Origin of the sequence: Oceanospirillum linum, assembly GCF_001995095.2 — a bacterium.
Classification (GTDB): Bacteria; Pseudomonadota; Gammaproteobacteria; order Pseudomonadales; family Halomonadaceae; genus Oceanospirillum; species Oceanospirillum linum.
The window spans coordinates 398,591-425,516 of sequence record NZ_MTSD02000001.1 but is presented as its reverse complement, the minus strand read 5'-3'; the positions used below and the strand labels follow the sequence as shown (position 1 = coordinate 425,516).

23 protein-coding genes are annotated in these 26,926 nt (G+C 48.7%); 21 read left to right on the top strand and 2 right to left on the bottom strand.

Annotated elements, in window-relative coordinates:
- Positions 1 to 139: 139 nt before the first annotated feature.
- The gene (locus BTA35_RS02000) at positions 140 to 1,090 is read left to right on the top strand and encodes a DUF4892 domain-containing protein (RefSeq protein WP_160054908.1); all 951 of its coding nucleotides are present in this window, start codon (positions 140 to 142) and stop codon (positions 1,088 to 1,090) included.
- Between the two features lie 24 nt (positions 1,091 to 1,114).
- Here BTA35_RS02000 and BTA35_RS01995 read toward each other — a convergent pair whose 3' ends face one another.
- A complete protein-coding gene (locus BTA35_RS01995) occupies positions 1,115 to 1,702 on the bottom strand; it encodes a Smr/MutS family protein (protein WP_077242745.1) in 588 nt (195 codons plus the stop codon).
- A gap of 179 nt (positions 1,703 to 1,881) precedes the next feature.
- On the opposite strand from BTA35_RS01995, the gene prmB reads away from it, so the two are divergent.
- The 6 genes from prmB to BTA35_RS01965 all read left to right on the top strand — a co-directional run bounded on the left by prmB (position 1,882) and on the right by BTA35_RS01965 (position 8,377).
- On the top strand, positions 1,882 to 2,808 hold the full coding sequence (prmB, locus tag BTA35_RS01990; protein WP_077242744.1) for a 50S ribosomal protein L3 N(5)-glutamine methyltransferase: 927 nt from the start codon (positions 1,882 to 1,884) through the stop codon (positions 2,806 to 2,808).
- 131 nt (positions 2,809 to 2,939) lie between these two features.
- Positions 2,940 to 4,037, top strand: a complete 1,098-nt coding sequence (gene aroC, locus BTA35_RS01985) for a chorismate synthase (protein ID WP_077242743.1) — start codon at positions 2,940 to 2,942, stop codon at positions 4,035 to 4,037.
- 126 nt (positions 4,038 to 4,163) lie between these two features.
- On the top strand, positions 4,164 to 5,387 hold the full coding sequence (locus BTA35_RS01980; RefSeq protein ID WP_077242742.1) for an MFS transporter: 1,224 nt from the start codon (positions 4,164 to 4,166) through the stop codon (positions 5,385 to 5,387).
- 125 nt (positions 5,388 to 5,512) lie between these two features.
- The gene (locus BTA35_RS01975; protein WP_077242741.1) at positions 5,513 to 5,755 is read left to right on the top strand and encodes a DUF6489 family protein; all 243 of its coding nucleotides are present in this window, start codon (positions 5,513 to 5,515) and stop codon (positions 5,753 to 5,755) included.
- 240 nt (positions 5,756 to 5,995) lie between these two features.
- Entirely contained in the window at positions 5,996 to 6,400 is a 405-nt protein-coding gene (locus BTA35_RS01970) for a phasin family protein (protein WP_077242740.1), read from the top strand.
- Positions 6,401 to 6,532: 132 nt separating this feature from the next.
- The gene (locus tag BTA35_RS01965) at positions 6,533 to 8,377 is read left to right on the top strand and encodes a PHA/PHB synthase family protein (protein ID WP_077242739.1); all 1,845 of its coding nucleotides are present in this window, start codon (positions 6,533 to 6,535) and stop codon (positions 8,375 to 8,377) included.
- 64 nt (positions 8,378 to 8,441) lie between these two features.
- Here BTA35_RS01965 and BTA35_RS01960 read toward each other — a convergent pair whose 3' ends face one another.
- Positions 8,442 to 9,344: a LysR family transcriptional regulator gene (locus tag BTA35_RS01960; RefSeq protein WP_077242738.1), complete on the bottom strand. Its 903-nt coding sequence runs from the start codon at positions 9,342 to 9,344 to the stop codon at positions 8,442 to 8,444.
- A 230-nt stretch (positions 9,345 to 9,574) separates the two neighbouring features.
- Between BTA35_RS01960 and leuC the strand changes: the two genes are divergently transcribed.
- The 14 genes from leuC to purF all read left to right on the top strand — a co-directional run bounded on the left by leuC (position 9,575) and on the right by purF (position 26,869).
- Positions 9,575 to 11,005, top strand: coding sequence for a 3-isopropylmalate dehydratase large subunit (leuC, locus tag BTA35_RS01955; RefSeq protein ID WP_077242737.1), 1,431 nt, complete (start codon positions 9,575 to 9,577; stop codon positions 11,003 to 11,005).
- A 15-nt stretch (positions 11,006 to 11,020) separates the two neighbouring features.
- Complete coding sequence (gene leuD, locus BTA35_RS01950; protein WP_077242736.1) at positions 11,021 to 11,665, top strand: 3-isopropylmalate dehydratase small subunit; 645 nt, start codon at positions 11,021 to 11,023, stop codon at positions 11,663 to 11,665.
- A 105-nt stretch (positions 11,666 to 11,770) separates the two neighbouring features.
- Positions 11,771 to 12,832: a 3-isopropylmalate dehydrogenase gene (leuB, locus tag BTA35_RS01945; protein WP_077242735.1), complete on the top strand. Its 1,062-nt coding sequence runs from the start codon at positions 11,771 to 11,773 to the stop codon at positions 12,830 to 12,832.
- A gap of 173 nt (positions 12,833 to 13,005) precedes the next feature.
- Positions 13,006 to 14,121, top strand: a complete 1,116-nt coding sequence (gene asd, locus BTA35_RS01940; protein ID WP_077242734.1) for an aspartate-semialdehyde dehydrogenase — start codon at positions 13,006 to 13,008, stop codon at positions 14,119 to 14,121.
- Between the two features lie 480 nt (positions 14,122 to 14,601).
- Positions 14,602 to 18,141 (top strand): FimV/HubP family polar landmark protein, encoded by a 3,540-nt coding sequence (locus tag BTA35_RS01935; RefSeq protein WP_077242733.1) that lies wholly within the window; start codon positions 14,602 to 14,604, stop codon positions 18,139 to 18,141.
- 132 nt (positions 18,142 to 18,273) lie between these two features.
- Entirely contained in the window at positions 18,274 to 19,122 is an 849-nt protein-coding gene (gene truA, locus BTA35_RS01930; RefSeq protein ID WP_077242732.1) for a tRNA pseudouridine(38-40) synthase TruA, read from the top strand.
- Between the two features lie 3 nt (positions 19,123 to 19,125).
- The gene (locus BTA35_RS01925; RefSeq protein WP_077242731.1) at positions 19,126 to 19,740 is read left to right on the top strand and encodes a phosphoribosylanthranilate isomerase; all 615 of its coding nucleotides are present in this window, start codon (positions 19,126 to 19,128) and stop codon (positions 19,738 to 19,740) included.
- Positions 19,737 to 20,957 carry a tryptophan synthase subunit beta gene (gene trpB / locus BTA35_RS01920; RefSeq protein WP_077242730.1) on the top strand — a complete coding sequence of 407 codons (1,221 nt, stop codon included), beginning with the start codon at positions 19,737 to 19,739 and terminating at the stop codon, positions 20,955 to 20,957. The genes BTA35_RS01925 and trpB overlap by 4 nt, the downstream gene beginning before the upstream one ends.
- Positions 20,958 to 20,965: 8 nt before the next feature.
- Positions 20,966 to 21,769 carry a tryptophan synthase subunit alpha gene (gene trpA / locus BTA35_RS01915; protein ID WP_077243354.1) on the top strand — a complete coding sequence of 268 codons (804 nt, stop codon included), beginning with the start codon at positions 20,966 to 20,968 and terminating at the stop codon, positions 21,767 to 21,769.
- Positions 21,770 to 21,928: 159 nt separating this feature from the next.
- Positions 21,929 to 22,789, top strand: coding sequence for an acetyl-CoA carboxylase, carboxyltransferase subunit beta (accD, locus tag BTA35_RS01910; protein WP_077242729.1), 861 nt, complete (start codon positions 21,929 to 21,931; stop codon positions 22,787 to 22,789).
- A gap of 14 nt (positions 22,790 to 22,803) precedes the next feature.
- Positions 22,804 to 24,126, top strand: a complete 1,323-nt coding sequence (gene folC, locus BTA35_RS01905) for a bifunctional tetrahydrofolate synthase/dihydrofolate synthase (RefSeq protein ID WP_077242728.1) — start codon at positions 22,804 to 22,806, stop codon at positions 24,124 to 24,126.
- A gap of 78 nt (positions 24,127 to 24,204) precedes the next feature.
- Positions 24,205 to 24,699, top strand: a complete 495-nt coding sequence (locus BTA35_RS01900; RefSeq protein ID WP_160054906.1) for an SPOR domain-containing protein — start codon at positions 24,205 to 24,207, stop codon at positions 24,697 to 24,699.
- A 134-nt stretch (positions 24,700 to 24,833) separates the two neighbouring features.
- Positions 24,834 to 25,307, top strand: a complete 474-nt coding sequence (locus BTA35_RS01895; RefSeq protein ID WP_077242726.1) for a CvpA family protein — start codon at positions 24,834 to 24,836, stop codon at positions 25,305 to 25,307.
- 44 nt (positions 25,308 to 25,351) lie between these two features.
- Positions 25,352 to 26,869 carry an amidophosphoribosyltransferase gene (gene purF, locus BTA35_RS01890; RefSeq protein ID WP_077242725.1) on the top strand — a complete coding sequence of 506 codons (1,518 nt, stop codon included), beginning with the start codon at positions 25,352 to 25,354 and terminating at the stop codon, positions 26,867 to 26,869.
- The last annotated feature ends 57 nt before the right edge of the window (positions 26,870 to 26,926 follow it).

Sequence of the window (26,926 nt, the reverse complement as noted above, 5' to 3'; positions counted from 1 at the left end):
TATCAGAAGATATTATCCTGAACGAATCTTTTATCTGATCTGTAGTCTAGGGTTATAGGCTTGAATCCGTTGTCACAGTGATGACATGCAGGTCGACCTGATTGCATGTGGATCAGTTTGGTCATTAGTGAGGAACATCGTGGGTATATCTATTTTCAGTATCGGTATTTTTAACAGACGCTCATTTTCTGCTGAGGCATTTCGGCATTTTTGCCAGATGTTTATTCTTATTTTCGCCCTTATGCTTGCTGGTTTTGCTCAGGCTGCTAATCTCCTGCAGCCTTTTCCCCTGGCGGAAAAAGAGATGGAAGAGACCCTGGTGCTGGACCAGCATATGTTAGCAACAGGACGAATTCAGAATAAAGGAGGGGAAGCTTTCCCTGAAAGCTGGTTAAGCCTGCCAGCAGGAACCCTAAACCAGGCGTTGTACCGGGTGCGTTCAACCCGGGACACTGATGAGATACTGGAATATTATCAGAATCATCTGATGCAACCCGGTTCTGATGTTTTGTTCCAGTGTAGTGGCCGAGAGTGCGGCAGCAGCAATGACTGGGCTAATCGAGTGTTTAAAATGTCTACGCTCTATGGAGTTGATCGTGAACAGCACTACTTTGCTGTTCGCCATAAACTAAATGATGCCTCTGATAATTACATCTCGGTATATATCACAGAACGAGGCACTGGCCGTATCTATGTTTATGTTTCCCATTACCGGGTTAACGCTGAGAAGGTTGTCAGTAAGGGGAGTGTGCACACTCTGTTTGAACAGCTGCAGGATGACGGATGGGTTGAGCTGCCGGTGATGCCTGATGGTCAGTTTGAAGAAGACGCCCGGGAGCCGCTCAAACAGCTGGTTTCAAAGATTCAGGCAAGCTCTGATCGTTATTGGTTAGTGGCTCACCACTATGGCAGACAAAGTGATCAGGCGCTTATGTTGAAGTCGGAACAGGCTGCTGCCCGGCTGCTGAGTGCTCTGGAGGTACTTGGTCTGTCTCCGGATAAACTGGAGTTTAGAGGTTTAGGGGCATTGGCACCAACAAAAGGCTCCGTGGCCTATGGTGGTCGGCTGGAGCTGGTGGTTATGAAGTGACTGCCCGTTACGGATAGTCTGGGGTCAGCTGCCCCATTCTTTGGTTTTCAGCAAGACATAAACCGCTCCGGTACCACCGTCGGCGGGGCGGCAGGAATGAAATGCGATCACTTCCGGCATCTGGCGTAGCCAGACATTAACGTAGGATTTCAGTTCCGCCCGGCCGCTGCCTTCTGTCCAGGATTTACCATGCACGACGATCACGCTCCGAAAACGCCTTGCCCGGCAATCCTGAATAAAGGCATAAAGTTCTGAGCGTGCCTCTTCAGTATTCTGGCCGTGCAGGTCCAGGCCCTCCTGCCAGCTAATCTCGCCCTTTTTTAGCTCCTGAAAGGTGCGTACCGGAAGATCGGGTACTTTGAAGCTAAGGATATCACTGGGTTTCTGATCAGGAATATTGCCTTCGGAAAGATTATCTATTACGAATTTCTCTTCTGCGGCCGTTGCTGCCGCGCGCTTGATTTCTGTATTGATATCTTTCTTTTTTGGGGTTTTCAGGAGCACCTTGTCACTTTTGATCGGCTTCACACCCTTCATGGCTGAGTGGAAAAGATCCATATCATTAAGGTTTTCGTCAGATAAGGCATCGTCAGGCAGAAAGGTTTTACTCATGGCTTAGGCTCGGTGTTCGTGATCGGGCAACGATACCAGATGCTTGATTTGGCGCAAGGAGAGATCCGTTACGATTTTGGAATCTGTCGGCAAAATAAGCGAGTTTGGTTTATAGCAACCGGATGCTGAGTTAAACTTAAACGTGATAACCCGTGGTTAAGACTGACTGGAGAAAATTTGTGCCACAGACGAAAGCGCTAACTGAAGTTGCCCAGCAACTGTTTACCATCCGTGATTATATCCGCTGGTCTTTTTCTCAGTTTAATCACCATAACGTCTACTTTGGCCATGGGACAGATAACGCCTGGGATGAGGCTGTGCACCTGGTTCTGGGAAGTCTGCACCTGCCCTGGGATTTTGACCCTTCCATGCTGGATGCCCGGGTCACCCGTGATGAGGCGATTATTATTTTAAGTCACGTTGAGAAGCGCTGCCTGGATCGTGTGCCTTTGGCATACCTATTGGGCGAAGCCTGGTTTGCTGGTCTGCCGTTCAATGTTGATCATCGGGTACTTGTGCCCCGCTCCCCTATTGGTGAGCTGGTTCAGAACCACTATGAGCCCTGGGTCAGTGAAGAACCAACCCGTGTGCTGGATCTTTGCTCTGGCAGTGGTTGTATCGGTATCGCAACAGCCTATGCGTTTCCCTATGCCCGTGTTGACCTGGCGGATATTTCTGAAGATGCTCTTTGCGTCGCCCGTAGTAATGTTGAGCGTCATGACCTTGCTGATCAGGTAACGGTTTACCAGTCCGACCTGTTTGATGATCTGCCTAAGGAGGCAGCTTATGATCTGATTGTCTCTAACCCTCCGTATGTGGATGAGGAGGATCTGGAGGCGATGGCGATAGAGTATCACCATGAACCGGCACTGGGTCTTGGCTCCGGTCGTGATGGCCTGGATATTACCCGTCGTATTCTACGCGATGCACCGCATTATCTGTCGGATAATGGTATGTTGATTTGTGAAGTTGGTAATAGTGAGTTTGCCCTGCAGGAAGCCTACCCGGAAGTCCCCTTTCTTTGGCTGGATTTTGAGATGGGAGGCCAGGGTGTTTTTATGTTGACCGCTGAGCAACTAAAAGAATATGCAGGTCACTTCGCCTGATCGATTTTTCCCTGAAAAACAGGAGCTCTGTGGTTGATACCCTTTTCCACAGCGCTTAATAGTCCTGACTTTTTCAGGACTCATTTTACAGAATAAATGACGCCTGAAAAGGCAATGCAAGAGAGAGCTTCATGTCTGGTAATAGCTTTGGAAAACTGTTCACCCTGACCACATTTGGTGAAAGCCATGGCCCTGCACTGGGGGCGATTATTGATGGTTGCCCGCCGGGTCTGGAAATCTCAGAAGACGATCTGCAGATTGATCTTGATCGTCGTAAGCCAGGAACCTCCCGTCATGCGACCCAGCGTCGCGAAGATGACAGAGTCAGAATTTTATCCGGCGTTTTTGAAGGTAAAACTACGGGTACTGCTATTGGTCTGATGATTGAAAACACGGATCAGCGCTCCAAAGACTATTCCAATATTGCCCAGCAGTATCGCCCTGCTCATGCGGATTACACCTATAACCAGAAATACGGTTTCCGGGATTATCGTGGCGGGGGGCGCTCTTCAGCCCGTGAAACAGCCATGCGTGTAGCTGCAGGTGCTGTGGCCAAGAAGTTTCTGAAAGAGCGTCTTGGTATCGAGGTGCGGGGCTATATGTCTCAGCTGGGGCCAATTAAAGTTGAGAAAGTCGACTGGGACCTGGTGAACACAAACCCTTTCTTCTGCCCGGATGCAGATAAGGTGCCTGAGTTGGAGCGGTATATGGATGCCCTGCGCAAAGAAGGTGAATCTGTCGGTGCCAAAGTAACGGTTGTTGCGTCCCATGTTCCTCCCGGTCTGGGGGAGCCTATCTTTGATCGATTGGATGCAGAGCTTGCCCATGCGCTTATGAGTATCAATGCCGTTAAAGGTATTGAGATTGGCGCGGGTTTTGACTCTGTGGAGCAGAAAGGCACTCAGCACCGTGATGAAATAACCCCGGAAGGTTTCTTATCAAATAATGCAGGCGGTATTTTAGGTGGTGTTTCGTCCGGACAGGACATTGTGGCGCATATCGCCCTTAAGCCAACGTCCAGCCTGCACTTGCCGGGTAAAAGTATCAATGTTAGTGGCGAACCTGTAGAAGTGGTTACTAAAGGGCGTCATGACCCATGTGTGGGTATTCGTGCTACGCCCATAGCCGAGGCGATGATGGCCATTACTCTGATGGATCACTATTTGCGCCACCGTGCACAATGTGGAGATGTCGTTATGCCAACACCTGTTGTGCCTGCTCAGGCCTGACCCGGAAGCTCTGCGCAATGATACCCCGGCTTGTACGGGGTATTTTTTTACCTTTCTGTTGGCTATTGATTCTTCTATGACGGTGGCTTCCTATGTACTTAAATCAAGTGATCCAGTGGCACTGATATGATGGCCAATGCTTATTGGGTGTTATCTTCTGTCTATTTCTTTTATTTTGCGGTTCTTGGGGCTACAAACCCTTATTGGGGATTGTATCTGCAGTCCCTAGGGTTTGATGCAAAGCAGATTGGCTCTCTGATGGCTATTTTTATTGCGACCAAGCTGGTTGCTCCTAATTTGTGGAGCTATTGGGCAGACCAGAAGAAGGCCCATGTATCCGTTATGCGCCTGGGAGCGGTGCTAACACCTCTTTGTTTCCTGACGGTGTATCTGCAGCAGGGATTTTGGTCAATGGCTGTTGCGATGGTGCTGTATAGCTTTTTCTGGAATGCCATCCTGCCGCAATATGAGGTAATCACCTTGAAAGCGATAAAAGGCCGTGAAGAACGTTACGGTCAGATACGTCTTTGGGGTTCTGTTGGATTTATTGCAGCAGTTGCAAGCCTTGGCTGGCTGTTGGATCAGGTTGCAGTAACCTGGCTGCCCGTCAGTATCTTATCTGTCATGACTTTTATGGCATTATCGACACTGATGATTCCAGCTGGAAAGATTTGGCCCGATGTTGAGGCAAAAATACCAGCCTCTGAATCAGATGGCCCTCCTGTTAACAAGAGAGATTCCCGTCAGGAGGAAGGTTTTTGGCGGCGTTTAAAGCACCCTCCTGTTTTTGTCTTTCTATTGTCAGTTATTTTGATGCAGGTCTCCCATGGACCGTATTACACTTTTTTCTCTATTTATATGGAGGGCGTTGGCTATAGCCGCAGCCTGATTGGATTACTATGGTCATTAGGTGTAATGGCTGAAGTCGTTCTGTTTGCCATAATGCACCTGCTGCTAACACGCTTTAAGCCCGAAATTTTGCTGCTGTTGAGTTTGGTTTTAGCGGCTCTGCGCTGGCTGATGGTAGCTCTTTTTGCTGATGAACTGATGTTGCTTTTAGCATCCCAGTTGTTGCATGCAGCCACTTTTGGCAGTTTTCATGCGGCTTCAATTGCTTTAGTACAACGTTTTTTTACGGGCAAAACAGCAGGCCAGGGGCAGGCGTTATACAGTAGTTTAGGGTATGGCGTTGGTGGAGCACTTGGAGCATGGGGTAGTGGTTTACTCTGGGTGAGCATTGGTGCCCAGGGAAGCTATCTGCTGGCTTGTGTTGCTGCAGGTTTTGGTGCTGCATTGGTGCTTTGGTCGCTTTGGATACATCGCTGCTACTGGGCAGAAGAAAAGCAATAAACTTAACTAAGCTTGTGACTGAAATATTGCTCCAAGTCGCAGATATAACGATTGTGCAGTTGCAACATAGCGACACTGCGCGTTACATTAGTCTTATAATTCCCTGCATAGGGAAAGGAGATTACATGAAGGTAAACATCGAAGTCGATATGACGCCTGAAGAATTTCGTAAGGCGATGGGCCTTCCGGATGTGCAAAAATTTCAGGAAGATCTGATGGTCAAAATTCGCCAGCAGATGGAAGAAGGTGTTGAGGGTTACGAGCCCTTAGCTTTAATGAAGCCTTTTATAAGTCAGGGTTTTGATTCTGTTGAGACATATCAAAAAATGATGATGCAGATGCTTAATAGTTACACCCAGCAAAAATAAAAAAACACTTTACAGTAAAATGGAATGTTCTAATTAAGAGATAGGGAAGTGACAGGGAGAATGCCTGCTTTTAGTGCCGGATGCATTGGCAGGTAAAAATAAGCTGAGCTTATTAACGCCATACCCAACGAAAGTATTCGTTGTGTGCAGTGCAATATGAGTGCCTCACAGATGTAATCATATTGACACTTGGCAAACTATAGAATTTATCAAGTCGATAATCCAAGAAAGGAATATATCATGCAAGACAAAATCATGAACGCTTTTGCTGAACAGACAAAAAACATGTATGCACCAATGCGTAAAATGAATGCATTGATGGTTGAAAACATGGAAAAGATGACAGAGTTTCAGATCGAAGCTCTTAAGTCGTACAGTAAAATGGGCGTTAACCAGTTGAAAAATGCTACGGAAATCAAAGATGCTGATTCTGTACGCGACTTCACTGCATCTCAGGCTGAACTCATGAGCACCCTGAGTAAGAAAGTCCTGGAAGACGCAAAAAGCATGGCTGATATGACCATGGAATTTAAGCAGGAAGTCGAGAAAATCGTTGAAGAATCTCGCACCACTGCAGCGGCTGCCCCAGCTGCTGAAGCCAAGCCCGCAGCAAAGAGCAATAGCCGCAGCTCAGCTTCGGCTTAATTTGCTGAATACCCAGAAGGCCGCAATTATGTGGCCTTCTTATTCTCCCTCCTCGTTTTTTCTAATTGTGATGCTTGTCGAAAGACACCAGGGATGACCCGGTCTTTAAGTGAGACCAAGTGAGGTATGCTCATGAGTGAACAGAGCACAGATTCAACGGATTACATCTACGATCCTGCTGAGTTAGCTGATTTTATTTCCAATGCTAACAGTCAATATCAAAAGCTTATCGAACAACTGATGTCCCGCCAGGGTATGAGTGACCCATCTCTTTCCATTTTATTCGACGTATCGGAATCTTTTCAGAAGATGTCTGAACAGCTGGCCATAAACCCAATGGTGATTTATGAAGAGCAGATGAATCTATGGAAGAGCCAGATTCAGCTTTGGCAAAATACGGCCCGTCAGATGATGGGAGAAGCCGTTGACCCGATTGTTGAACCCGCTAAAGATGATCGCCGCTTTAATGATAGCGAGTGGGCTGAAAATGCGCTGTTTGATTTTATCAAGCAGTCCTACCTGCTGTTTGCCCGCAGTATTTTTAACACAGTGCACAATATTGAAGGTTTGAGTCCCCATGCGAGTCAAACCATAGACTTCCATACCCGGCAGTTTGTTAATGCAATGAGCCCGAGTAATTTTGTGGCAACGAACCCGGAAGTGATTCGTCGTACCTTTGAAACGAAGGGGCGTAATCTGATTCAGGGTATGGAGCAGCTCATTGAGGATCTTAAGTCCAGTCGTGATGGCCTGAATGTTGCCATGACGGATCGGAGTGCTTTTAAGCCCGGTGAAAATGTTGCCAGCACACCTGGTGAGGTGGTTTATCAGAATGACCTGATGCAGCTGATTCAGTACAAGCCAAGCACCGAAAAAGTATTTAAGACGCCACTGCTGATCGTGCCACCCTGGATCAACAAGTATTACATTCTTGATCTGCGCTCCAGTAACTCGCTGGTTAAGTGGCTGGTTGATCAGGGCCATACGGTGTTTATTATTTCCTGGGTGAATCCGGGACCATCCCTGCGTGATAAAAGCTTTGAAAACTATATGCTGGAAGGCCCGCTGGAAGCGATAGATGCTATTGAGCAGGCAACCGGTGAGAAAGAGGTCAATGTGATCTCTTACTGTATTGGTGGTACGTTAACGGCATCAACCCTGGCCTATATGGCAGCGAAAAATGATAAGCGCGTTAAATCTGCAACCTATATGGCAACGCTTCAGGACTTCACTGACCCTGGTGAAATTGGTGTCTTTATCAATGAAGCGACACTGGCAGGTATTGAGCGCCAATTGGATCGTGATGGTTATCTTGATGGCCGTGCGATGGCTTTCAGCTTTAATTTGTTACGTGAGAACGATCTGTTCTGGTCCTTCTTTATCAATAACTACCTGAAAGGTGAGCGTCCTGCGGCATTTGATCTGCTGTACTGGAATACTGACAGTACGAACATGCCGGCAGCAATGCATAAGTTTTATCTGCGTAATATGTATCTGGAAAACAATCTGGTCAAACCAGGTGGTATCACCCTGAATGAAACGCCGATAGATTTGAGCAAGATTAAAACCCCGGTTTATTTTGTATCAACCATTCAGGATCACATTGCCAAATGGACATCCACCTACAAGGGCGCTCAAATACACTCTGGACCTGTTAAGTTTGTTTTGTCCGGTTCAGGGCATATTGCAGGTATTGTGAATCCACCCACCAAAGAGAAATACGGTTACTGGACGAATGATAAACTGGCAGATACACCGGACGCTTGGTTCGCCGGCGCTGAAAAGCATCCGGGTTCCTGGTGGCCAAACTGGCAGGAGTGGAGCACATCAAATAAATATGCTGACCCTAAAACGATGGTTGCAGCCCGTGAGCCAGGTGCCGGTAAACTGAATGTCATTGAAGCGGCTCCGGGATCTTATGCCACAATGCGGATTGTTGATGTGTTAAAAGCAGACGCTGCTACGAACGCTGATTAGTTTTGTAATCTGAGTTCAACGGCATTGTAAGCCGGTACCCTGATCTTGAAGGGGTGCCGGCTTATTATCCGTGTTGTGCTTTTATATCTGCTGATGGCTCTATGGCATTGTTCAGTAAGGCTATCATTTTCTGGCCAGCGTTAGATAAGGTACGTTCCTTGTGGTAAAGATAACCCAGAGGGCGTGTAATATCGACATCCGGCAAGGGGATAACGGACATGCTGTCATCAATCAGCGTATCTGGCAGAAGGCTCCAGCCCAGGCCGATTGAGACCATCATTTTTAGTGTTTCCATATAATTAGTGGATAGCGCCACATTTAAGGTCAGCTGCTCTCGGGCGAAAGCTGCTTCAACAATCCCCCGGGTAAAGGTTTGAAAGCCTGGCAGTACCGCATCAAAATGGGTTAACTCATTGAGGCTAACCTGAGTCGATCGATTAAGAGGGTGGTCTTTAGAAACCACCAGCTTCAGGTGGTCTGTCCAGACCGGAACAACTTTCAGGCTGCTATTGGTTTGAGGTGAGAGTGTCACCACAGCCAGCTCCAGCTTGCCCTGCAATATGCCTTCGTAAGCCTGCTCTGAATCCAGAAAGCGCATATCCAGTTTCACCTGAGGGTACTGATGGGTAAATGATTTTAATACAGGTGGTAGCCGGTGCAGGCCAATATGATGGCTGGTAGCCAGTACCAGCGAGCCGGAGACCTCACCGTTCAGGTTGTTCAGCAGACGGCGCGTGTCCTCCAGTTCGATCAGAACGCTTTGTGCCCGTGGCATGAGTGCCAGGCCCGCTTCTGTGAGATGGGTCTGCCGACCAATGCGGTCAAACAATCTGCACGCCAGTTGTCGCTCCAGGTTTGCAATACGTTTTGATATTGCCGGTTGAGTCAGGTGTAGCAGCTCTGCTGCTCGGGAAAAAGAGCCTGTCTCTGCAACTGTAATGAAGGCATGTAACGATTGAGTATCCATGGGGTCTGCTCTTAAATTCTCACTTGAAGGCTATTTATTAAATCAAATGAGATCAATTATAACCAAAAGGAATCCAATAGATAAAAAATATGAATTTGTTTTATCTTATTGCGGCTTATAAACTGGTCGAATAACCCGTAAATAAAGTGCAACCCGCTGGTTGAAACCTGCTTGTTGCTGAAAATATGAGAAATACGGGTCTGAAAACAGATGCATGAGGAGTTAGGCAGATGGCAGGCAAAACCCTGTACGATAAATTGTGGGATAACCATTTAGTTGAAGAGCGTGATGATGGCACTTCGTTGATTTATATCGACCGTCAGTTACTGCACGAAGTAACGTCACCCCAGGCGTTTGAAGGTCTGCGTATTGCAGGTCGTAAACCCTGGCGTTTGGATACGAACCTGGCAACGCCAGACCACAATGTGCCAACCACACTGAAAGAGCGTAAAGAGGGTAATGCCGGTATCGAAGACCCGGTTTCCAAAATTCAGGTTGTGACTCTGGATGAGAACTGTGACGACTTTGGTATCACAGAATTCAAAATTAACGACATACGTCAGGGTATTGTACACGTCGTTGGTCCTGAGCAGGGGGCAACTCTGCCTGGTATGACATTGGTTTGTGGTGACTCCCATACTGCAACCCATGGTGCTTTCGGTGCTCTGGCACACGGTATCGGTACTTCAGAAGTAGAGCATGTGTTGGCGACCCAGTGCCTGATTCAGCGCAAAATGAAAAATATGCTGGTGAAGGTTAACGGTACCTTGGTCGCCGGTGTTACTGGTAAAGATATCGTTCTGGCGGTAATCGGTAAAATAGGTACTGCAGGTGGCAATGGTTGTGCCATTGAATTTGGCGGTGAAGCGATTCGCAACCTGTCGATGGAAGGGCGTATGACCATCTGTAATATGGCGATTGAAGCGGGTGCCCGTGTCGGCCTGGTCGCTGTGGATCAGACAACAATTGATTATGTTAAAGGCCGCCCGTTTGCGCCGACAGAGGCGCAATGGGAGCAGGCAGTTGAGGTATGGAGTGACCTGCACTCTGATGCTGATGCTGTGTTTGATACTGTCGTTGAACTTGAAGCGGCTGATATTGAGCCACAAGTAACCTGGGGGAACTCTCCTGAAATGGTGTTGCCGGTCTCCGGTATCGTTCCAAACCCTGCAGAACAGGCAGAAGAAGATCAGCAGAAAGCCTATGCCCGTGCTTTAGAATATATGGGTTTGAAAGCGGGCCAGTCAATTACTGATATTAAGCTGGATAGTGTTTTTATCGGTTCCTGCACGAACTCCCGTATTGAGGATCTGCGTGAAGCAGCGGCTGTTGCTAAAGGTAAAAAAGTTGCAGCGAATGTTAAGCAGGCACTGGTTGTACCGGGTTCTGGTCTGGTAAAAGCCCAGGCAGAAAAAGAGGGACTGGATAAAGTCTTTGTCGAAGCGGGTTTTGAATGGCGTGAGCCGGGTTGCTCCATGTGTCTGGCGATGAATGCCGATAAACTGGGGGTCGGTGAACATTGTGCCTCAACATCAAATCGCAATTTTGAAGGTCGTCAGGGTTTTGGTGGCCGGACGCATCTGGTCAGCCCAGGCATGGCCGCAGCCGCAGCGGTTGCTGGTCACTTTGTTGATGTTCGTGATGTTTTGCAAGCTAACTGATTACCGGAGGCACCCATGGAAAAGTTTACTCAATTAGATGGCTTGGTTGCTCCAATGGATCGCGCCAATGTCGACACCGACATGATTATCCCTAAGCAGTTTCTGAAATCGATCAAGCGATCTGGTTTTGGGCCAAACTTGTTTGATGAACTGCGCTATCTGGATGAAGGTAAGCCTGATCAGGACTGCAGTCAGCGACCGAAAAACCCGGACTTTGTTCTGAATCAGCCGCGTTATGACGGCGCTTCTATACTGCTGGCGCGCCAGAACTTTGGTTGTGGTTCTTCCCGCGAACATGCACCCTGGGCGTTGTTGGATTACGGTTTCCGCTGTGTTATTGCGCCAAGCTTTGCGGATATTTTCTACAACAACTGCTTTAAGAACGGCATTCTGCCGATCGTTCTGGATGATGCGACTGTCGATAGCCTGTTTACAGAAGTTGCTGGTGCAGAAGGTTATCGTCTGACGGTGGATCTGGATGCGAAAGAGATTCGTACGCCATCCGGACGCAGTATTACGTTTGATGTAGATGACTTCCGCCGTCATTGCCTGATCAATGGTCTGGATGATATCGGCCTGACACTGGAAAAATCAGATGCCATTAAAGCGTTTGAAGCGAAGCATCAGGCTTCACAGCCATGGTTGTTCCGCCAGGTTTAATACGCTTTTTAATGACTGACTGAGCTTAGTTTTAACAGACCGTGAAGCTAAATATTCTATGTACAGATAAAGGCAGGTAACCGACCTGCCTCGGGATAACAGAAAATGACAAAGCATGTATTGGTATTGCCCGGTGATGGCATCGGCCCTGAGATTGTAACCGAAGCAGTAAAAGTGCTGGGCACGCTGAATCTGGATATTGAGATTGACTCCGCTCTGATCGGCGGCGCAGCTGTGGATGCCACAGGTAACCCTCTTCCGGATGAGACTCTGGAAAAAGCCCGTAACGCCGATGCTATTTTATTGGGAGCTGTCGGTGGTCCCAAGTGGGATGGCAATGCGATGGAGCAGCGACCTGAGAAAGGTCTTCTGGGCATCCGTTCTCAGTTAGAACTGTTTGCTAACCTACGCCCGGCGATTCTTTACCCACAGCTGGCAGAGGCTTCAACGCTTAAGCCGGAAGTGGTATCCGGGTTGGATATTCTGATTGTGCGTGAATTGACTGGGGGTATCTACTTTGGTCAGCCTCGGGGGATCCGTACTCTGGATAATGGTGAGCGTGAAGGTTACAACACCTACGTTTATTCCGAGTCAGAGATTCGTCGTATTGGCCGCCAGGCATTTGAGGCAGCTCAGAAACGTGGTAAGCGTTTGTGCTCCATCGATAAATCCAACGTGCTGGAAGTGACTGTGCTGTGGAAAGAGGTGATGGATGAGCTGGCCAAAGAATACCCGGATGTTGAGTTGTCTCACATGCTGGTGGACAATGCCGCGATGCAGCTGGTGCGCGCACCTAAGCAGTTTGATGTGATGGTAACCGGCAACATGTTCGGCGACATTCTGTCCGATGCAGCTGCTATGCTGACCGGTTCTATCGGTATGCTGCCATCCGCTTCTCTGGATGAAAACGGTAAAGGTATGTACGAGCCGTGCCATGGCTCGGCGCCGGATATTGCAGGTCAGGGTAAAGCAAACCCCCTGGCAACGATTCTGTCCGTAGCTATGATGCTGCGTTACTCTCTGAATGAGATTGCCGCGGCAGATCGTATTGAGCAGGCGGTAGAAAAGGTGCTGGATCAGGGCTTGCGTACAGCGGATATTATGTCGGAAGGCTGTAAGTTGGTTAGTACTGAAGAGATGGGTGCTGCTGTTGTCGCTGCACTTTAGTAAAACCGTTATGGTACAGCGCTGAGGCTGCAGACAAAGCGGCTCAGGCAGATTGCCGGGAGGTAGGTCATGGGCCTGCCCGACACGGATTCTGCTGTTAATTACTTAACCGGCCTATACCTTTAAGACGAGGTGTAGGGCGGCAAATACTCCATAGACCAATAGGTGACAATATGGCTCAAAAACGTGTAGGTCTTGTTGGCTGGCGCGGAATGGTAGGTTCTGTGCTGATGCAGCGCATGCAGGATGAAGGTGACTTCAACCAGATCGAACCTATTTTCTTCACAACCTCTCAGGCAGGCCAGGCAGCGCCAAATTTTGGCAAAGAAGCGCCTGCCCTGAAAGACGCTACCGATATCGAAGAGCTGAAGGCCATGGATATTATCATCACCTGTCAGGGTGGTGATTATACAAACGATGTTTACCCTAAGCTGCGTGCCAGTGGTTGGAACGGTTATTGGATCGATGCCGCATCTTCACTGCGTATGGATGATGAGGCGATCATTGTTCTGGATCCGGTCAACATGAACGTGATCAAAGACGGTTTGGCAAACGGTGTTAAAACCTTTGTCGGCGGTAACTGTACCGTTTCTCTGATGCTGATGGGCCTGGGTGGCCTGTTCCAGAATGATGTTGTCGAATGGATGACCTCCATGACCTATCAGGCGGCCTCTGGTGGCGGTGCCCGCCACATGAAAGAGCTGATTAGTCAGATGGGGATTATCCATGGCTCTGTTGCAGACGATATCGCGTCTTCAGCGGCGATTCTGGATATCGACCGTAAAGTTGCAGAAACCATCCGCAGTGATCAGATGCCGCTGGACAACTTCGGCGCACCATTGGCAGGTTCTTTGATCCCATGGATCGACAGCAAGCTGGATAATGGCCAGAGCCGGGAAGAGTGGAAAGCAGTTGCCGAAACCAATAAGATTCTGGGGCTGGATAAGAACCCGATTCCAATCGATGGTACCTGTGTGCGTATCGGTGCGATGCGTTGTCACAGTCAGGCGTTTACCATCAAACTGAAGCGCGATGTGCCGATGGATGAGATTAACGCCATGATCGCTGAGGCAAACGACTGGGTGAAAGTGATTCCTAATGAGCGTGATATCACGGCTCAGGAACTGACGCCGGCAAAAGTGACAGGCACTCTTAGTGTACCGGTTGGTCGTCTGCGCAAGATGAATATCGGCAATGAATACCTGAACGCATTCAGTGTGGGTGATCAGTTGTTGTGGGGGGCTGCTGAGCCTTTGCGTCGTATGTTGACGATCCTGATGGATAACTGATTTTTTCTGTTATTACATGGGAAAAGCCTGCTTCGGCAGGCTTTTTCCGTTTCAGCGGCAATGCTTATCCCGTTCGCATCAGTGGGTACAGGCTGTACAGGTTGATATTCGAGAATGTCTGGCCGATATTCATAATATCCGGGGACTGTTGGCAGTGAATTAATATTTTACAGGCATTCAAAGTATTTTATTCGGATCTTACGCATATCTCTTTTTTGGCTTGTTTTTTGCTTTTATCAACGACAGGTTGTTAACTTATGGCACTGATCAGCCGTTTAGCCGGGGAAAAAGCGGATAAAAAATAACAACCTAAACAAATAAAAAGCCTGAATGGTTCTTTGGTGATGTGTACAAATAGTTGAAATATTGATAAAAGTTACACTAATCCAATATCAACTGGGACAGAAAGGCTAAGGTTTAGCAATCTCAGTCTGCCGTACTGCCGTTCAGGTCGGTGCAAAGTGTTAAGGAATCAGAAATATGGTGCGCAAGCTGGCGGGAACTCTTGCGACGGTGGGTATGTTAAGCAGTCCACTGGCGTTTGCTTTAGGACTCGGTGAAGCCGAGTTACTTTCATCACTGAATCAGCCGTTTAAGGCAACGATTCAATTGGCACAAACAGACGATGTTGATGCTGAAGATATTCGCGTGCAACTTGCGGATGAACGCGCATTTGCTAAAGCGGGGCTGGATCGCCAGTTTTTTCTGGAGAACCTGACTTTTAGTGTTATTTCGGGTGGTAACGGTCCCTATATTGAACTTACAAGTTCTAAACCGGTTAAAGAGCCATTTCTGAACTTTCTGTTGGCTGTAGAGTGGCCGCAGGGGCAGCTGATGCGGGAATATACTTTCCTGATCGACCCTCCAACGTATAACAATACGTCAGCTGACAATACATCCGCACAGTCTTCTTCCAGTGTTCAGGCCGCCCCTGCATCTTCTGCGCGTACTGCCCCGCCTGTTACAAACCTGGTTGAAGAGGGCGCGCATCGAATTAAGGTTGGCCCAACGGATACACTCTGGAGCCTTGCCCGTAAGAACCGCCCGGATAGTGATATTACTATTAAGCAGGCTATACTGGGTATTCAGGACGCTAATCCGGATGCTTTCCCAACCGGCAATATCAATAATATGGAAGCAGGCAGCACCATCCTGATTCCTAATCGCTCTGCCATGATGAGCCGTACCGGGCTTGAAGCTATTCGAGAGGTTGCCCGCCAGAATAAAGCCTGGGTCGCATTTAAAGCTCAGTCAGTACCTGGGCCTGCCAAATTAAAACCGGCGAGTAGCGCTCCGGCTGACAGTAAGCCTCTGAAGCTGGTGGCTGATACAGAGCAACAGGCAGCAGATTCAGAGCGTGCAAAAGTCAGTGAAGAGCTGGCGCTCAGTAAAGAAAGCCTTGATCAGTCAAACCGTGAAAAAACTGAACTATCCGGCCGTCTGGATGAGCTTCAGAAGCAGGTTAGTACTCTACAGAAACTGATTCGCTTAAAAGATGAACAGCTGGCTGCGATGGAAGCAATGCTTGATAAGCAGAATAAGCTTCTGTCGGGTGAGTCGGTTGCAGAACCCAATACCCCGTCTACCGAAAAAGACAGCATGGCGATTAGTGCTGAGCCTCCAGTTGCAACAACCGCATCAGCGGCGGTAACTGGCCAGGTTAGTGCCGGTGCTATTGGCCTGGATCTGGCTGCAAAAGCTGAAGAAGCTTCGGAGCAGAATGAAGCTGCAACGGAACAGGATGCTCAACCGGAGCCTGTTAAATCCTTCTCACTGGATACACAGGAAACAACAGAGCTGGACCCTGGATCATTCCTTGTTGATAGTCTGCGAAAAAATGCAACGATTATTGGTGGTGCTGCTGCCGCAATACTGGCTCTGATTCTGCTGCTTGTGATGATGCGTCGCCGCAAGGCTGCCAGTAAAAAGTCGGTAAAACAGAAAAATAGCAGTGATGATTCTGATTTGTCTGATCTGGCAACCGGCGCAGTAGCGGGGGCCGCTGGTGTCGCTGCTCTGGACGCGATCTCAAATGATGACTTACCGGATGATTTGAGTCTTGATGATGACTTGAGTGGTGATCTTGATGATGACCTGAGTGGCGACCTTGATGAGAGTAGCTTGTCTGAGATTGAGATGGATCTTGAAGCTAATGCTTCCGATGAGCTAAATCTTGATGACCTCGGTGAGCCTGATGTTCAGGCGGAACGCAGCTCTGCAGATATCGAAGATCTTGGTGATTTCGATCTGGGTGACCTGGGGGACGATCTTGAAACCGGCGGTGAATCTTTGGGGCTGGACGGTGATCTTGATCTCGATGATCTCGATTTTTCAGAAGACTTTGACCTGGGCGATCTGGGCGAGCCTGACGGAGATGACGAAGCGGGGGACATCCAACTCCCTTTCGTGCAAGCTGAGTCGACAGCAAACACCGAATTAGCCGTTGAAGCTGATTCAGGTGAGTCGGTTCAGGATAATCTCATTGGGTCAGATGCCGGGCGCTCAGATATCTCATTCGATGATGAGGTGTCTGAACCGGAAGTGCTTGACGATCTGGAATTAGATAGCGTAACAGAAACCAGTGAAGATGATCCGGATCTTCAGATTGATTTGAATGATGAGGGGCTCATTGACCTTGAAGGGGATGACCTGAGTGATCTGGAGCTTTCAGAGATAGATGATGGTACTGATCTGTCTCTTGATGATGGTGCTATCGATACTCAGGAGCAGAAAGATGATGAGCTGTTGGCCGCGCTTGCCGATGACGCTGCTGCCCAGGAAGCTGAGAAATTAGCTCTGGAGTCAGAACAGAATCTTTCTACAGACGCTGCCCCTGATGATTTTGCTGTAGAACCGGTTTTATCTGAATCCGATGATATTTCTGTTATGCAGGGCGACTCTGAAGAGCTTGATGATACTGTCTCTGAGCTTAGTGCTTTAGATGAAGCTGAAAGCTACCGTGAACTCGGTCAGCCCGAGCGCGCTGCTGCAATCTTACAGAGAAGTTTGGGTGAGAACCCTCAGGATAATGATGTGCGCCTGAAGTTTATGGAGGTGCTGGTTGACCTGGGTGATGAGGCGACTTTTGATCATGAGCTGCGCCAGTTGCAGAGTGCCGCGGATGCTAAAGCGTTAAGTGAGGCGCTGACTCTGCAGCAGGAACTCTATAACAAAACCGGTGCTAGTCATTATGTGGCTGAGCCATCCGCTGCAGATGAGGTTGATGACCTGGATGACATCATGCCTTTGGATGATAAGGCCGCTTCTTCCGGGTCAGTAGATGCTGATTATGATGTTGACCTGAATAGTGAGCTGGATGCGCTGGAACGTGACTTTGAACGCTATGCCGGTGAGGAATCTTCCGATGATAGCCTCGACCTGGATGACATTGACTTTGAGTTGATGGACTTGGATTTGGGCGATGATCCTGAAGATGGTAAGCCCATGATCAACCTGGACCCACTGGAGCTTGGTGAGCCGGAGCCTCTCGGTAAAGATGATTTTGAACTGACAGATCTGGCGGACTTAGAATCTGATGATCTGGCTCCGTTCAGCGTTGATGAAAGTGATGCTGATTATCAATTTAATGATAGCCAGCAAGCCCTTCGAACGGATGCTAAAGATTATATTGAGGATCTTGGTGATCTGTCGATGTCAGCTGTTAATGAGCCTGATATTTCAGACGTAAGAGGTATGGAAGATCTTGTCAGTCAGGATCTGGCCTCTGATGATATTGTCGATCTTTCACCAAGTATCGATGATGATGACGATCTTGCGGATCTTGGAGAGCTATCAGATATCTCTTTTGAAGACGACGGTGTTGATGAACAGCTGAATATTGATGGGCTTTTGGATGAAAACGAGAACCCGGAAATCAAGCTGGATCTGGCCCGGGCCTATGTTGATATGGGGAATACCACATCAGCCATTGAAGCTTTAGAAGATGTTCTTAAGCGTGGTAGCACTGAGCAAAAACGTGATGCCAGCGAACTAATAGCTAAACTGCAGGGTGATGCTTAGCATCGGATGCAGATACTGCAGTATCCATCGGGTCTGACTCAGGTCAGGCCCGATGCCGTTTTAAGGCTGGCCTGTTTAGGCCCAGCAGATTTTGTATAACGCTTTTGTTTAACTGGAATACATCCTTTCAATATGACTCAGCTTTCTGTAATCCCTGATGATAATGGCCGCGCAGGTCGTTATGCGATGTGTGTTGAATATAATGGGGCCGGCTATCATGGCTGGCAGACACAGCAGCCAGGCGTCAGAAGTGTGCAGGAAACGCTGGAAAAGGCACTGAGCAAAGTGGCAAATGAGCCTGTGACGGTTATGTGTTCAGGTCGGACAGACACTGGTGTGCATGCTTCATCTCAGATTGTTCATTTCGACTCCAAAGCGGTGCGCTCCAGTAAAGCCTGGGTTTTTGGCTGTAATACCAATTTGCCGGATAGTATCGCGGTTCGTTGGGCGGTTCCTGTGGACTCTGAGTTTCATGCGCGTTATTCAGCAACCTCCCGGCGCTATCGCTATATTATTTACAATCAGCGTGTGCGCCCTGCACTGATGTGCGATCAGATGACCTGGTTTGACCGTCCGCTGGATGAGAGGGGGATGCATGAGGCTGTTCAGCATCTGTTAGGAGAAAATGATTTCTCTTCATTTCGTGCTGCGGGTTGTCAGTCCAATACGCCGTGGCGTAATATCGAGAGAGCCAAAGTTTTTCGCATGGGCTCTCTGGTGATTCTGGAGATTCAGGCCAATGCGTTTCTTCACCATATGATCCGCAATATTGTGGGCGCGCTGCTGCCGGTTGGAGCTGGGGATAAACCCGTTGAGTGGATAGCAGAACTTCTGGCTCTGCGAGATCGTACTCAGGCTGGTGTGACGGCACCTCCCAATGGTCTTTACTTTGTCGAAGCCCAGTATCCGGAGCATTTTGGTCTGCCAAAACTGGAGCTTGGCCCGCATTTTTTAACTCTGTTAGGTTCTGAGAATATTTAAGTCATGCGAACCCGTGTGAAAATCTGTGGTATTACCCGTATTGAAGATGCGTTGGAGGCCATTGCCGCTGGGGCAGATGCCCTTGGGTTTGTATTTTACAAACCCAGTCCACGCTATATTTCACCGGAGAAAGCAGGTGAAATTATTAGCCAGTTGCCTCCTTTCGTGACGACAGTTGCACTTTTTGTTAATGAACCATCCGATGATATTTATCGTATTCTAGAGGTGAGTCATTGTGATCTGATTCAGTTTCACGGTGATGAGTCTGCTGAGTTCTGCGAGTCGTTTAACCGTCCCTGGATTAAAGCGCTCCGTGTCAAGGACGCGAGCTCTCTGTCCCTGCAGATGCTTGAGTTTAAACAGGCAAGGGCATTGCTGTTGGATAGTTATCGCCCCGGTGTCCCGGGAGGGACGGGCGAAACGTTTAACTGGGAACTGATACCGGAAGATCCACCAAGACCACTTATTCTTGCCGGGGGATTAACCCCGGAAAACATCAGCTCTGCCGTGCAACAGCTCCAACCCTATGGGGTTGATGTGTCAGGCGGTGTTGAAGCCCAAAAAGGGATTAAAGATCCCGTTAAAATTCATGCATTTATTAGAGGTGCAAATCCGTGACCAAGGCGAACACCTATGCTGAGCTATTGCAACTGCCGGATACGAAGGGCCACTTTGGCCCATATGGCGGTCGCTTTGTTTCAGAAACGCTGAGCTACGCGTTAGAAGAACTGGAAGAGACTTATAACAAATTATCAAAAGACCCTGAGTTTCAGGCGGAGTTTGATAAAGATCTGGCTCATTATGTGGGTCGTCCTTCGCCGCTTTATCACGCAGAACGATGGTCACGGATACTGGGTGGTGCGCAGATTTTTCTTAAGCGTGAGGATCTGAATCACACGGGGGCTCATAAAGTTAACAACACGATTGGTCAGGCGCTGCTGGCGAAATACACGGGTAAACCCCGTGTCATCGCTGAAACCGGTGCTGGCCAGCATGGTGTGGCAACAGCAACCGTTGCTGCTCGTCTGGGCCTTGAGTGTGAGATTTTCATGGGTGCGGACGATGTGAAGCGCCAGTCCCTGAACGTCTACCGCATGAAGCTGTTGGGTGCGAAAGTTCACGCTGTAACCTCCGGTTCCCGTACCCTGAAAGATGCAATGAACGAAGCGCTGCGCGACTGGGTAACCAACGTCGACAATACCTTCTACATTATCGGTACTGTCGCAGGCCCGCACCCTTATCCTATGCTGGTGCGTGATTTTAATTCTGTGATCGGCCGTGAAGCCCGTGAGCAGAGCCTGACGCAAAATGGCCGTCTGCCAGATGCGTTGGTAGCCTGCGTGGGTGGTGGTTCTAATGCGATGGGGCTTTTCTACCCCTTCCTGCAGGATGAGTCAGTGGCAATGTATGGCGTTGAAGCCGGTGGTAACGGTGTTGAAACCGGTCGTCATGCTGCGCCTTTGTGTGCAGGTGAGCCAGGTGTTCTGCACGGTAACCGTACTTACCTGATGCAGGATAACGATGGTCAGATCATTGAAACCCACTCGGTTTCAGCGGGTCTGGATTATCCGGGTGTTGGCCCTGAGCACGCTTATCTGAAAGATATCGGTCGGGTAAACTATGTGGCTGCTAATGACCATGAGGTGTTGGCGGCTTTCCGCGAGTTAACTCGGGTTGAAGGTATTATGCCGGCACTGGAAAGTAGCCATGCTTTGGCTTATGGTCGCAAACTGGCTCAAAGTATGCGTCCTGATCAGCACATTATTATCAACCTGTCCGGCCGTGGTGATAAAGATATTCACACGGTTGCGGGTATCGATGGAATAACGGTGTGAGGTTGATGATGACACGTATTGAAGAAAAGTTTGCAGCTCTTAATGCTGACGGCAAAAAGGCACTGATCCCGTATATTACTGGTGGTGATCCAAAACCGGAATACACAGAAAACCTGATGCATGCTTTGGTTGAGTCTGGTGCAGACATGCTTGAGTTAGGTATGCCTTTCTCTGATCCTATGGCCGATGGGCCTGTGATCCAGAAAGCCTGTGAACGTGCACTCGGTGCAGGTGCCAGTGTTCAGGGGGTTCTGGATATTGTTGAGTCTTTCCGTAAGACAGATTCGATAACACCGGTTGTGCTGATGGGATATCTGAATCCGATCGAGCATATGGGGTACGACGTTTTTGCCGCTAACGCTAAGAAAGCGGGTGTTGATGGTGTGCTTTTGGTGGATCTGCCGCCTGAGGAAGCGGATGACGTAGTTCCTGTGTTTAAGGCGTCCGGTATTGATACTATCTTCCTGGTCGCACCGACAACGACAGAAGCGCGTGCGGCTAAAATTGCGGCTCATGCATCAGGCTACCTTTACTATGTTTCTGTTAAAGGTGTGACGGGATCTGCCACACTTGATGTTGATGAAGTAGGTCGTAAATTAGCGGGTTTACGTCAGTTGACAGATGTACCTCTTGCTGTTGGCTTTGGCATCCGTGATGGTGCTTCTGCTGCTGCGGTCAGTCAGGTTGCTGATGGTGTGATTGTTGGCAGTGTACTGGTTAACTGTATCGCAGAGCTGGCTGATACCCCGGAAAAAATTGCTCCTGCACTTCAGGAGCGTATTAAAGAGATGCGTTTGGCAATGGATGCCTAAAAACACGCTTCTTTACTTTATGTGATCCGTGTTGTTTTGGTATATTGCACCTAAGCTCAGAGAACGCCCCGTTAGGGGCGTTCTGTTCACAAAAAGATTCGCTGCTGGCTGCCTGCGGGCGGTCAAGCTGTTATACGGAATAGCAGAAGTAAATAACTTATGAGTTGGCTCGAAAAAATTGTACCTTCGATCGTTCGTTCTGATCGTAACCGTCGTAACAATATCCCGGAAGGCCTGTGGCGTAAGTGCCCTAAATGTGAAACTGTTCTCTACCGCCCGGAGCTTGAGAAGAGTCACAATGTGTGCCCTAAATGTGATCACCATATGCGCCTTACCGCACGTAAACGTCTGGGCATGTTTTTGGATGAAGAGGGGCGTACGGAACTGTTTTCTGAGATCGAGCCAATTGATCGTCTGAAATTTAAAGACTCGAAGAAGTACAAGGATCGCCTGGCTGCTGCTCAGCGTGATACTGAAGAGAAAGATGCATTAGTTGTTATACGCGGTTCTGTTCAGGGCGTTGACGTTATTGCCTGTTCTTTTGAATTCAGCTTTATGGGCGGCTCCATGGGCTCTGTTGTGGGCCAGCGGTTTGTTAAGGCTGCTGAGTTGGCTCTTGCTGAAGGTGTTCCCTTTATTTGCTTCTCCGCCAGTGGCGGTGCCCGTATGCAGGAAGCGCTGTTCTCTCTGATGCAGATGGCCCGTACCAGTGCCGCTCTTGAGAAACTTAAGCAGGCAGGCATTCCTTATATCTCAGTACTTACTGACCCGGTTTACGGTGGTGTATCGGCCAGTCTTGCGATGCTGGGTGACCTGAATGTGGCTGAGCCTTTCGCTCTGTGTGGCTTTGCCGGTCCTCGTGTTATTGAGCAGACAGTACGTGAAAAACTGCCGGAAGGTTTCCAGCGCAGTGAGTTCCTGCTGGAGCATGGTACAGTCGATATGATCATTCACCGCCACGAATTACGTGAGCGTCTCTCCTCTATCCTGCGTAAGCTGACGGCTATGCCGGCTAACTGAGCATCCTCTGATTCATGAAGACTCAATCCGGTAATTTGACCTCCGGTATACAAACCCCTGATTTTCAGGGGTTTGCTGCTGAAACGGCCTCACTTTCTGAATGGCTGGGATACCTTGAGGCTCTGCACCCGACAGAGATTGATCTGGGGCTTGATCGTTTGCGCAAGGTCGCTGATCGGCTTGGTGCAACAAGCTTACCCTGCAAAGTCGTAACGGTTGCCGGGACTAACGGTAAAGGCTCTACTGTCGCTTTACTTGAAAGTGTACTGCGCGCAGGTGGTTATCAAACCGGTTGCTACACGTCCCCCCATTTTCTGTCCTATAACGAACGTATCACACTGGATGGTAAGCCCGTTACCGATACGCTGATCTGCAACGCTTTTGCGCAGATTGAGAAGGCCCGTGGTGATATATCCCTGACTTATTTTGAGTTTGGTACGTTAGCCGCTCTTTTGATCTTTGCGGAGCAGAATGTCGATGTGGCGATACTCGAAGTAGGTTTGGGCGGGCGTCTGGATGCGGTTAACCTCATTGATGCTGATATTTCTGTTGTGACCACAATCGCTTTGGATCATGAAAGTTGGTTAGGTTCTGATATCGAGCAGATCGGCCGTGAGAAAGCCGGTATTTTCCGAAAAGGCAGACCTGCTATTATCGGCTCGGAAAAAATGGTCCCTTCTGTTCGGGAAACCGCCAAAGCTCTTGGGTGTTCCTCCATTGATCAGCTTGGGCAGCAGTATCGTTGGCAAAAAGCAGATAAAGGCTGGAACTGGCAACAGTTAAATGCTGCCGGAGAGGTGGAGCTGCAGTACCTGGCGCTACCAGAGCTGAGCTTGCCGGTTGATAATGCTGCGACAGTTCTTCAGGTTATCCGGCATCTTGGACTAAGTCTTCCGGCTCAGGCCATTTATCAGGGACTGGCTTCAGCTCAGCTTACGGGACGCATGCAGCGTATTGGCCGCTTTTTGTTAGATGTTGCCCATAACCCCCATGCAGCGAACTATGTTGTCCAGCGCCTGCCGGAGGTTTCCGGTAAACGTGTTGCGCTGTTAGGGATGTTAGATGATAAGGATATTGAGTCAGTATTAGATGTTGTTGCCCCTTATTTTGATGTCTGGTACCTGGCTCAGCTGGATAGTCCGAGGGCGACAGATGTGCAACGTATTGAATCGCACCTGTCCGCTAAGGGATGTGTTAATATACGGAGCTTCGGGAGTGTCTCCTCTGCTCTGAGTAGCGCTTTGCAGGAAACAGATGACCAGGATCTTATCTTTGTTTTTGGTTCTTTCTATACAGTTGCCGATGTTCTGGCAGAGAAAAAGCGGTTAACGACCTGATATGTTTGTGCCCAGAGATATCTTTTTAAAAGCAAATATGAAGGGTTGTCCAAAGCCCGGTATAAAAGGAACAGACCAGTGAAATATGGCTTAAAACACCGGATTATCGGCGCCATTATTTTGCTCTCTCTCGCCGTCATTTTCCTGCCTATTATACTGGATGGTGGCGAGCGTCCTCAGCTATCGCAAACCACTACGCCTATTCCGGCAGCACCACCAAAGCCTGAGATCAGAGTTCATGAACCTGTGGCTAAAGAGCCAGTGGATATTGTAAAAAAGGCACCTGAGCGTGGACAATGGCAGTCAGGTTTATCCGAGCGCCACACCCTTGCAGCCTGGACGCTGCAGGCTGCAAGTTTTAAAGATAAAAATAACGCGATCAAACTCCGCGACCGAATTCGCGCCAAATCTATTCGCTCCTATGTTCGTGAGCGCACACCCTATTTTGTTGTTTATGCTGGCCCTTTTGCAGACCCTGGCAAAGCAGATCAGGTAAAAGCAGCGCTAAAAGATGGCTTTGGTATTAAAGCTTTGATGGTCAGCTATGATCCGATGTCCGATGTGCGTCAGTAACAGGCGGAAGTAAGCCTGAAGTCGTTCAGAGTGCCGGATGGCCGGGTATTTTGAAACAGTAAAGCCTGTTTAACTGTAAGCCCTGTGGAATATGGGGAAATGAATCGTTTGATGAAATAACGTAAGGAGCCGTCATGATCTGGATCGATTGGGCTATTATTGCAATTTTGGTACTTTCTGCCATTTTTGGCCTGATTCGGGGCATGATAAAAGAGCTGGTGGCTTTAGCCACCTGGATCGCAGCGATTATGATTGCCCGGCTTTTTGGCCCTCAGGTAAGCGATATGCTGGTACCTTACATTGACAATACTACCATCAGAAATGGTCTTGGTTTTGCGCTGACCGCGATCATCATCGTCATGCTGGGCTCTATGATTTCCAGGGCTGCCCATAGCCTTGTGACAGCAAGTGGCCTGGGCGGCTTTGACCGTATTCTGGGTTTTATATTTGGTGGTATTCGTGGTGTTGCTATTCTTGTGATACTAACCGCGGTTGTCAGTCTGACGCCATTGGTGGATTCAGGCTGGTGGAGTGAGTCACAATTTATCCCTATGCTGGAAAATTTGAGAGATCAGGCGGCAGGCCTGGTTGATCGACAGATCAGCTAACTTTTTTGTTTGATGTAGCCTAAACCCCTAAGAGGTGATATTAGATGTGCGGAATCGTCGGCATTGTTGCCAATAGCAGTGTAAATCAGGCCATTTATGATGCCTTAACTGTCCTACAACACCGTGGACAGGACGCTGCCGGTATGATGACTTGCCAGGATGGTCGGTTTTTTCTGCGTAAAAGTAATGGCCTGGTACGCGATGTATTTCGCACCCGTCATATGCAACGCCTGCATGGCAATATCGGTATTGGCCATGTCCGCTACCCAACGGCGGGTTCATCCAGTGAAGCGGAATCTCAGCCTTTCTATGTAAACTCACCTTACGGTATTGCTCTGGCGCACAACGGTAATCTGACGAACTCTAAAGATCTGGCTGAAGAGTTATTCAATACGGATTTGCGTCATATCAACACCACCTCTGACTCTGAGGTGTTACTGAACGTATTTGCCCATGAGCTGGGTAAACAAGGGCTGCAGTTAACGCCGGAAGATATCTTTGATGCAGTACGCCGTGTGCACCGTCGTTGTAATGGTGGCTATGCCGCCATTGCTATGATCAGTGGTTTGGGTCTTGTGGCTTTTCGTGATCCTATGGGGATTCGTCCTGCGGTATTTGGTAAGCGTGAAACTGACCAGGGCACAGAATATATGGTTGCTTCTGAGAGTGTCGCGCTGGATGTTTTAGGTTTTGAACTGGTGCGGGATATTGCGCCGGGAGAAGCGGTATATATCAGTAAGCAGGGTGAAATTTTTACCCAGCAATGTGCTGATAAGCCAAGTCCGCGCCCCTGTATTTTTGAGCATGTTTATCTTGCCCGTCCTGACTCCATTATGGATGGTATCCACATTCATAAATCCCGTATGCGTATGGGGCAGAAACTGGCTGAAAAGATTCAGCGTGACCGCCCTGATCATGGCATCGATGTGGTTATCCCTATCCCGGATACCAGCCGCACTTCCGCTCTGGAGCTGGCACACCACTTGGGTGTGACTTTCCGTGAAGGCTTTATCAAAAACCGTTATATCGGTCGTACTTTTATTATGCCGGGTCAGACTGAGCGTAAGAAATCGGTGCGTCAGAAACTAAATGCCATTGACCTCGAGTTTGAAGGTCGTAATGTATTGCTGGTTGATGACTCTATTGTGCGTGGAACCACCTGTAAGCAGATCATTCAGATGGCCCGGGATGCCGGTGCTAAGAATGTTTACTTTGCCTCTGCAGCACCTGCTGTTCGCTTCCCTAATGTTTATGGTATCGATATGCCGTCTGCGGAAGAGTTGATTGCTCACGGTCGTACCGATGATGAGGTTGGTCAGAAAATTGGTGCCGACTGGTTGATTTATCAGGATCTGGATGACCTGATTGAGTGTGGCAAAGAGGGCAATCCTGAGATTGAGGGCTTTGACTGCTCAGTATTTAATGGTGAGTATGTGACCGGCGATATTGACCAGGCCTACCTGGATCGTATTGATGCGGAGCGTAATGATGATGCTAAGCAGGATTCAAACCCTAAGGTTGATGTAGTGATTGATATGCACAACGATAGCACGGACGATTAAACCTTCGTGCCTTCAGGCTAAACAGGATTGGGTTGTCCTGATCTGTTTAGCCTGCCT

Bases quoted from the DNA above. Each gene is read 5' to 3' on its own strand.
- BTA35_RS01965 (WP_077242739.1), top strand. From the start codon at position 6,533: ATGAGTGAACAGAGCACAGATTCAACGGATTACATCTACGATCCTGCT.
- leuB (WP_077242735.1), top strand. From the start codon at position 11,771: ATGACAAAGCATGTATTGGTATTGCCCGGTGATGGCATCGGCCCTGAG.
- accD (WP_077242729.1), top strand. From the start codon at position 21,929: ATGAGTTGGCTCGAAAAAATTGTACCTTCGATCGTTCGTTCTGATCGT.
- asd (WP_077242734.1), top strand. From the start codon at position 13,006: ATGGCTCAAAAACGTGTAGGTCTTGTTGGCTGGCGCGGAATGGTAGGT.
- BTA35_RS01960 (WP_077242738.1), bottom strand. From the start codon at position 9,344: ATGGATACTCAATCGTTACATGCCTTCATTACAGTTGCAGAGACAGGC.
- aroC (WP_077242743.1), top strand. From the start codon at position 2,940: ATGTCTGGTAATAGCTTTGGAAAACTGTTCACCCTGACCACATTTGGT.
- trpA (WP_077243354.1), top strand. From the start codon at position 20,966: ATGACACGTATTGAAGAAAAGTTTGCAGCTCTTAATGCTGACGGCAAA.
- BTA35_RS01925 (WP_077242731.1), top strand. From the start codon at position 19,126: ATGCGAACCCGTGTGAAAATCTGTGGTATTACCCGTATTGAAGATGCG.
- BTA35_RS01895 (WP_077242726.1), top strand. From the start codon at position 24,834: ATGATCTGGATCGATTGGGCTATTATTGCAATTTTGGTACTTTCTGCC.
- folC (WP_077242728.1), top strand. From the start codon at position 22,804: ATGAAGACTCAATCCGGTAATTTGACCTCCGGTATACAAACCCCTGAT.
- purF (WP_077242725.1), top strand. From the start codon at position 25,352: ATGTGCGGAATCGTCGGCATTGTTGCCAATAGCAGTGTAAATCAGGCC.
- BTA35_RS01970 (WP_077242740.1), top strand. From the start codon at position 5,996: ATGCAAGACAAAATCATGAACGCTTTTGCTGAACAGACAAAAAACATG.
- BTA35_RS01975 (WP_077242741.1), top strand. From the start codon at position 5,513: ATGAAGGTAAACATCGAAGTCGATATGACGCCTGAAGAATTTCGTAAG.
- BTA35_RS01980 (WP_077242742.1), top strand. From the start codon at position 4,164: ATGATGGCCAATGCTTATTGGGTGTTATCTTCTGTCTATTTCTTTTAT.
- leuD (WP_077242736.1), top strand. From the start codon at position 11,021: ATGGAAAAGTTTACTCAATTAGATGGCTTGGTTGCTCCAATGGATCGC.
- truA (WP_077242732.1), top strand. From the start codon at position 18,274: ATGACTCAGCTTTCTGTAATCCCTGATGATAATGGCCGCGCAGGTCGT.
- leuC (WP_077242737.1), top strand. From the start codon at position 9,575: ATGGCAGGCAAAACCCTGTACGATAAATTGTGGGATAACCATTTAGTT.
- BTA35_RS01995 (WP_077242745.1), bottom strand. From the start codon at position 1,702: ATGAGTAAAACCTTTCTGCCTGACGATGCCTTATCTGACGAAAACCTT.
- BTA35_RS01935 (WP_077242733.1), top strand. From the start codon at position 14,602: ATGGTGCGCAAGCTGGCGGGAACTCTTGCGACGGTGGGTATGTTAAGC.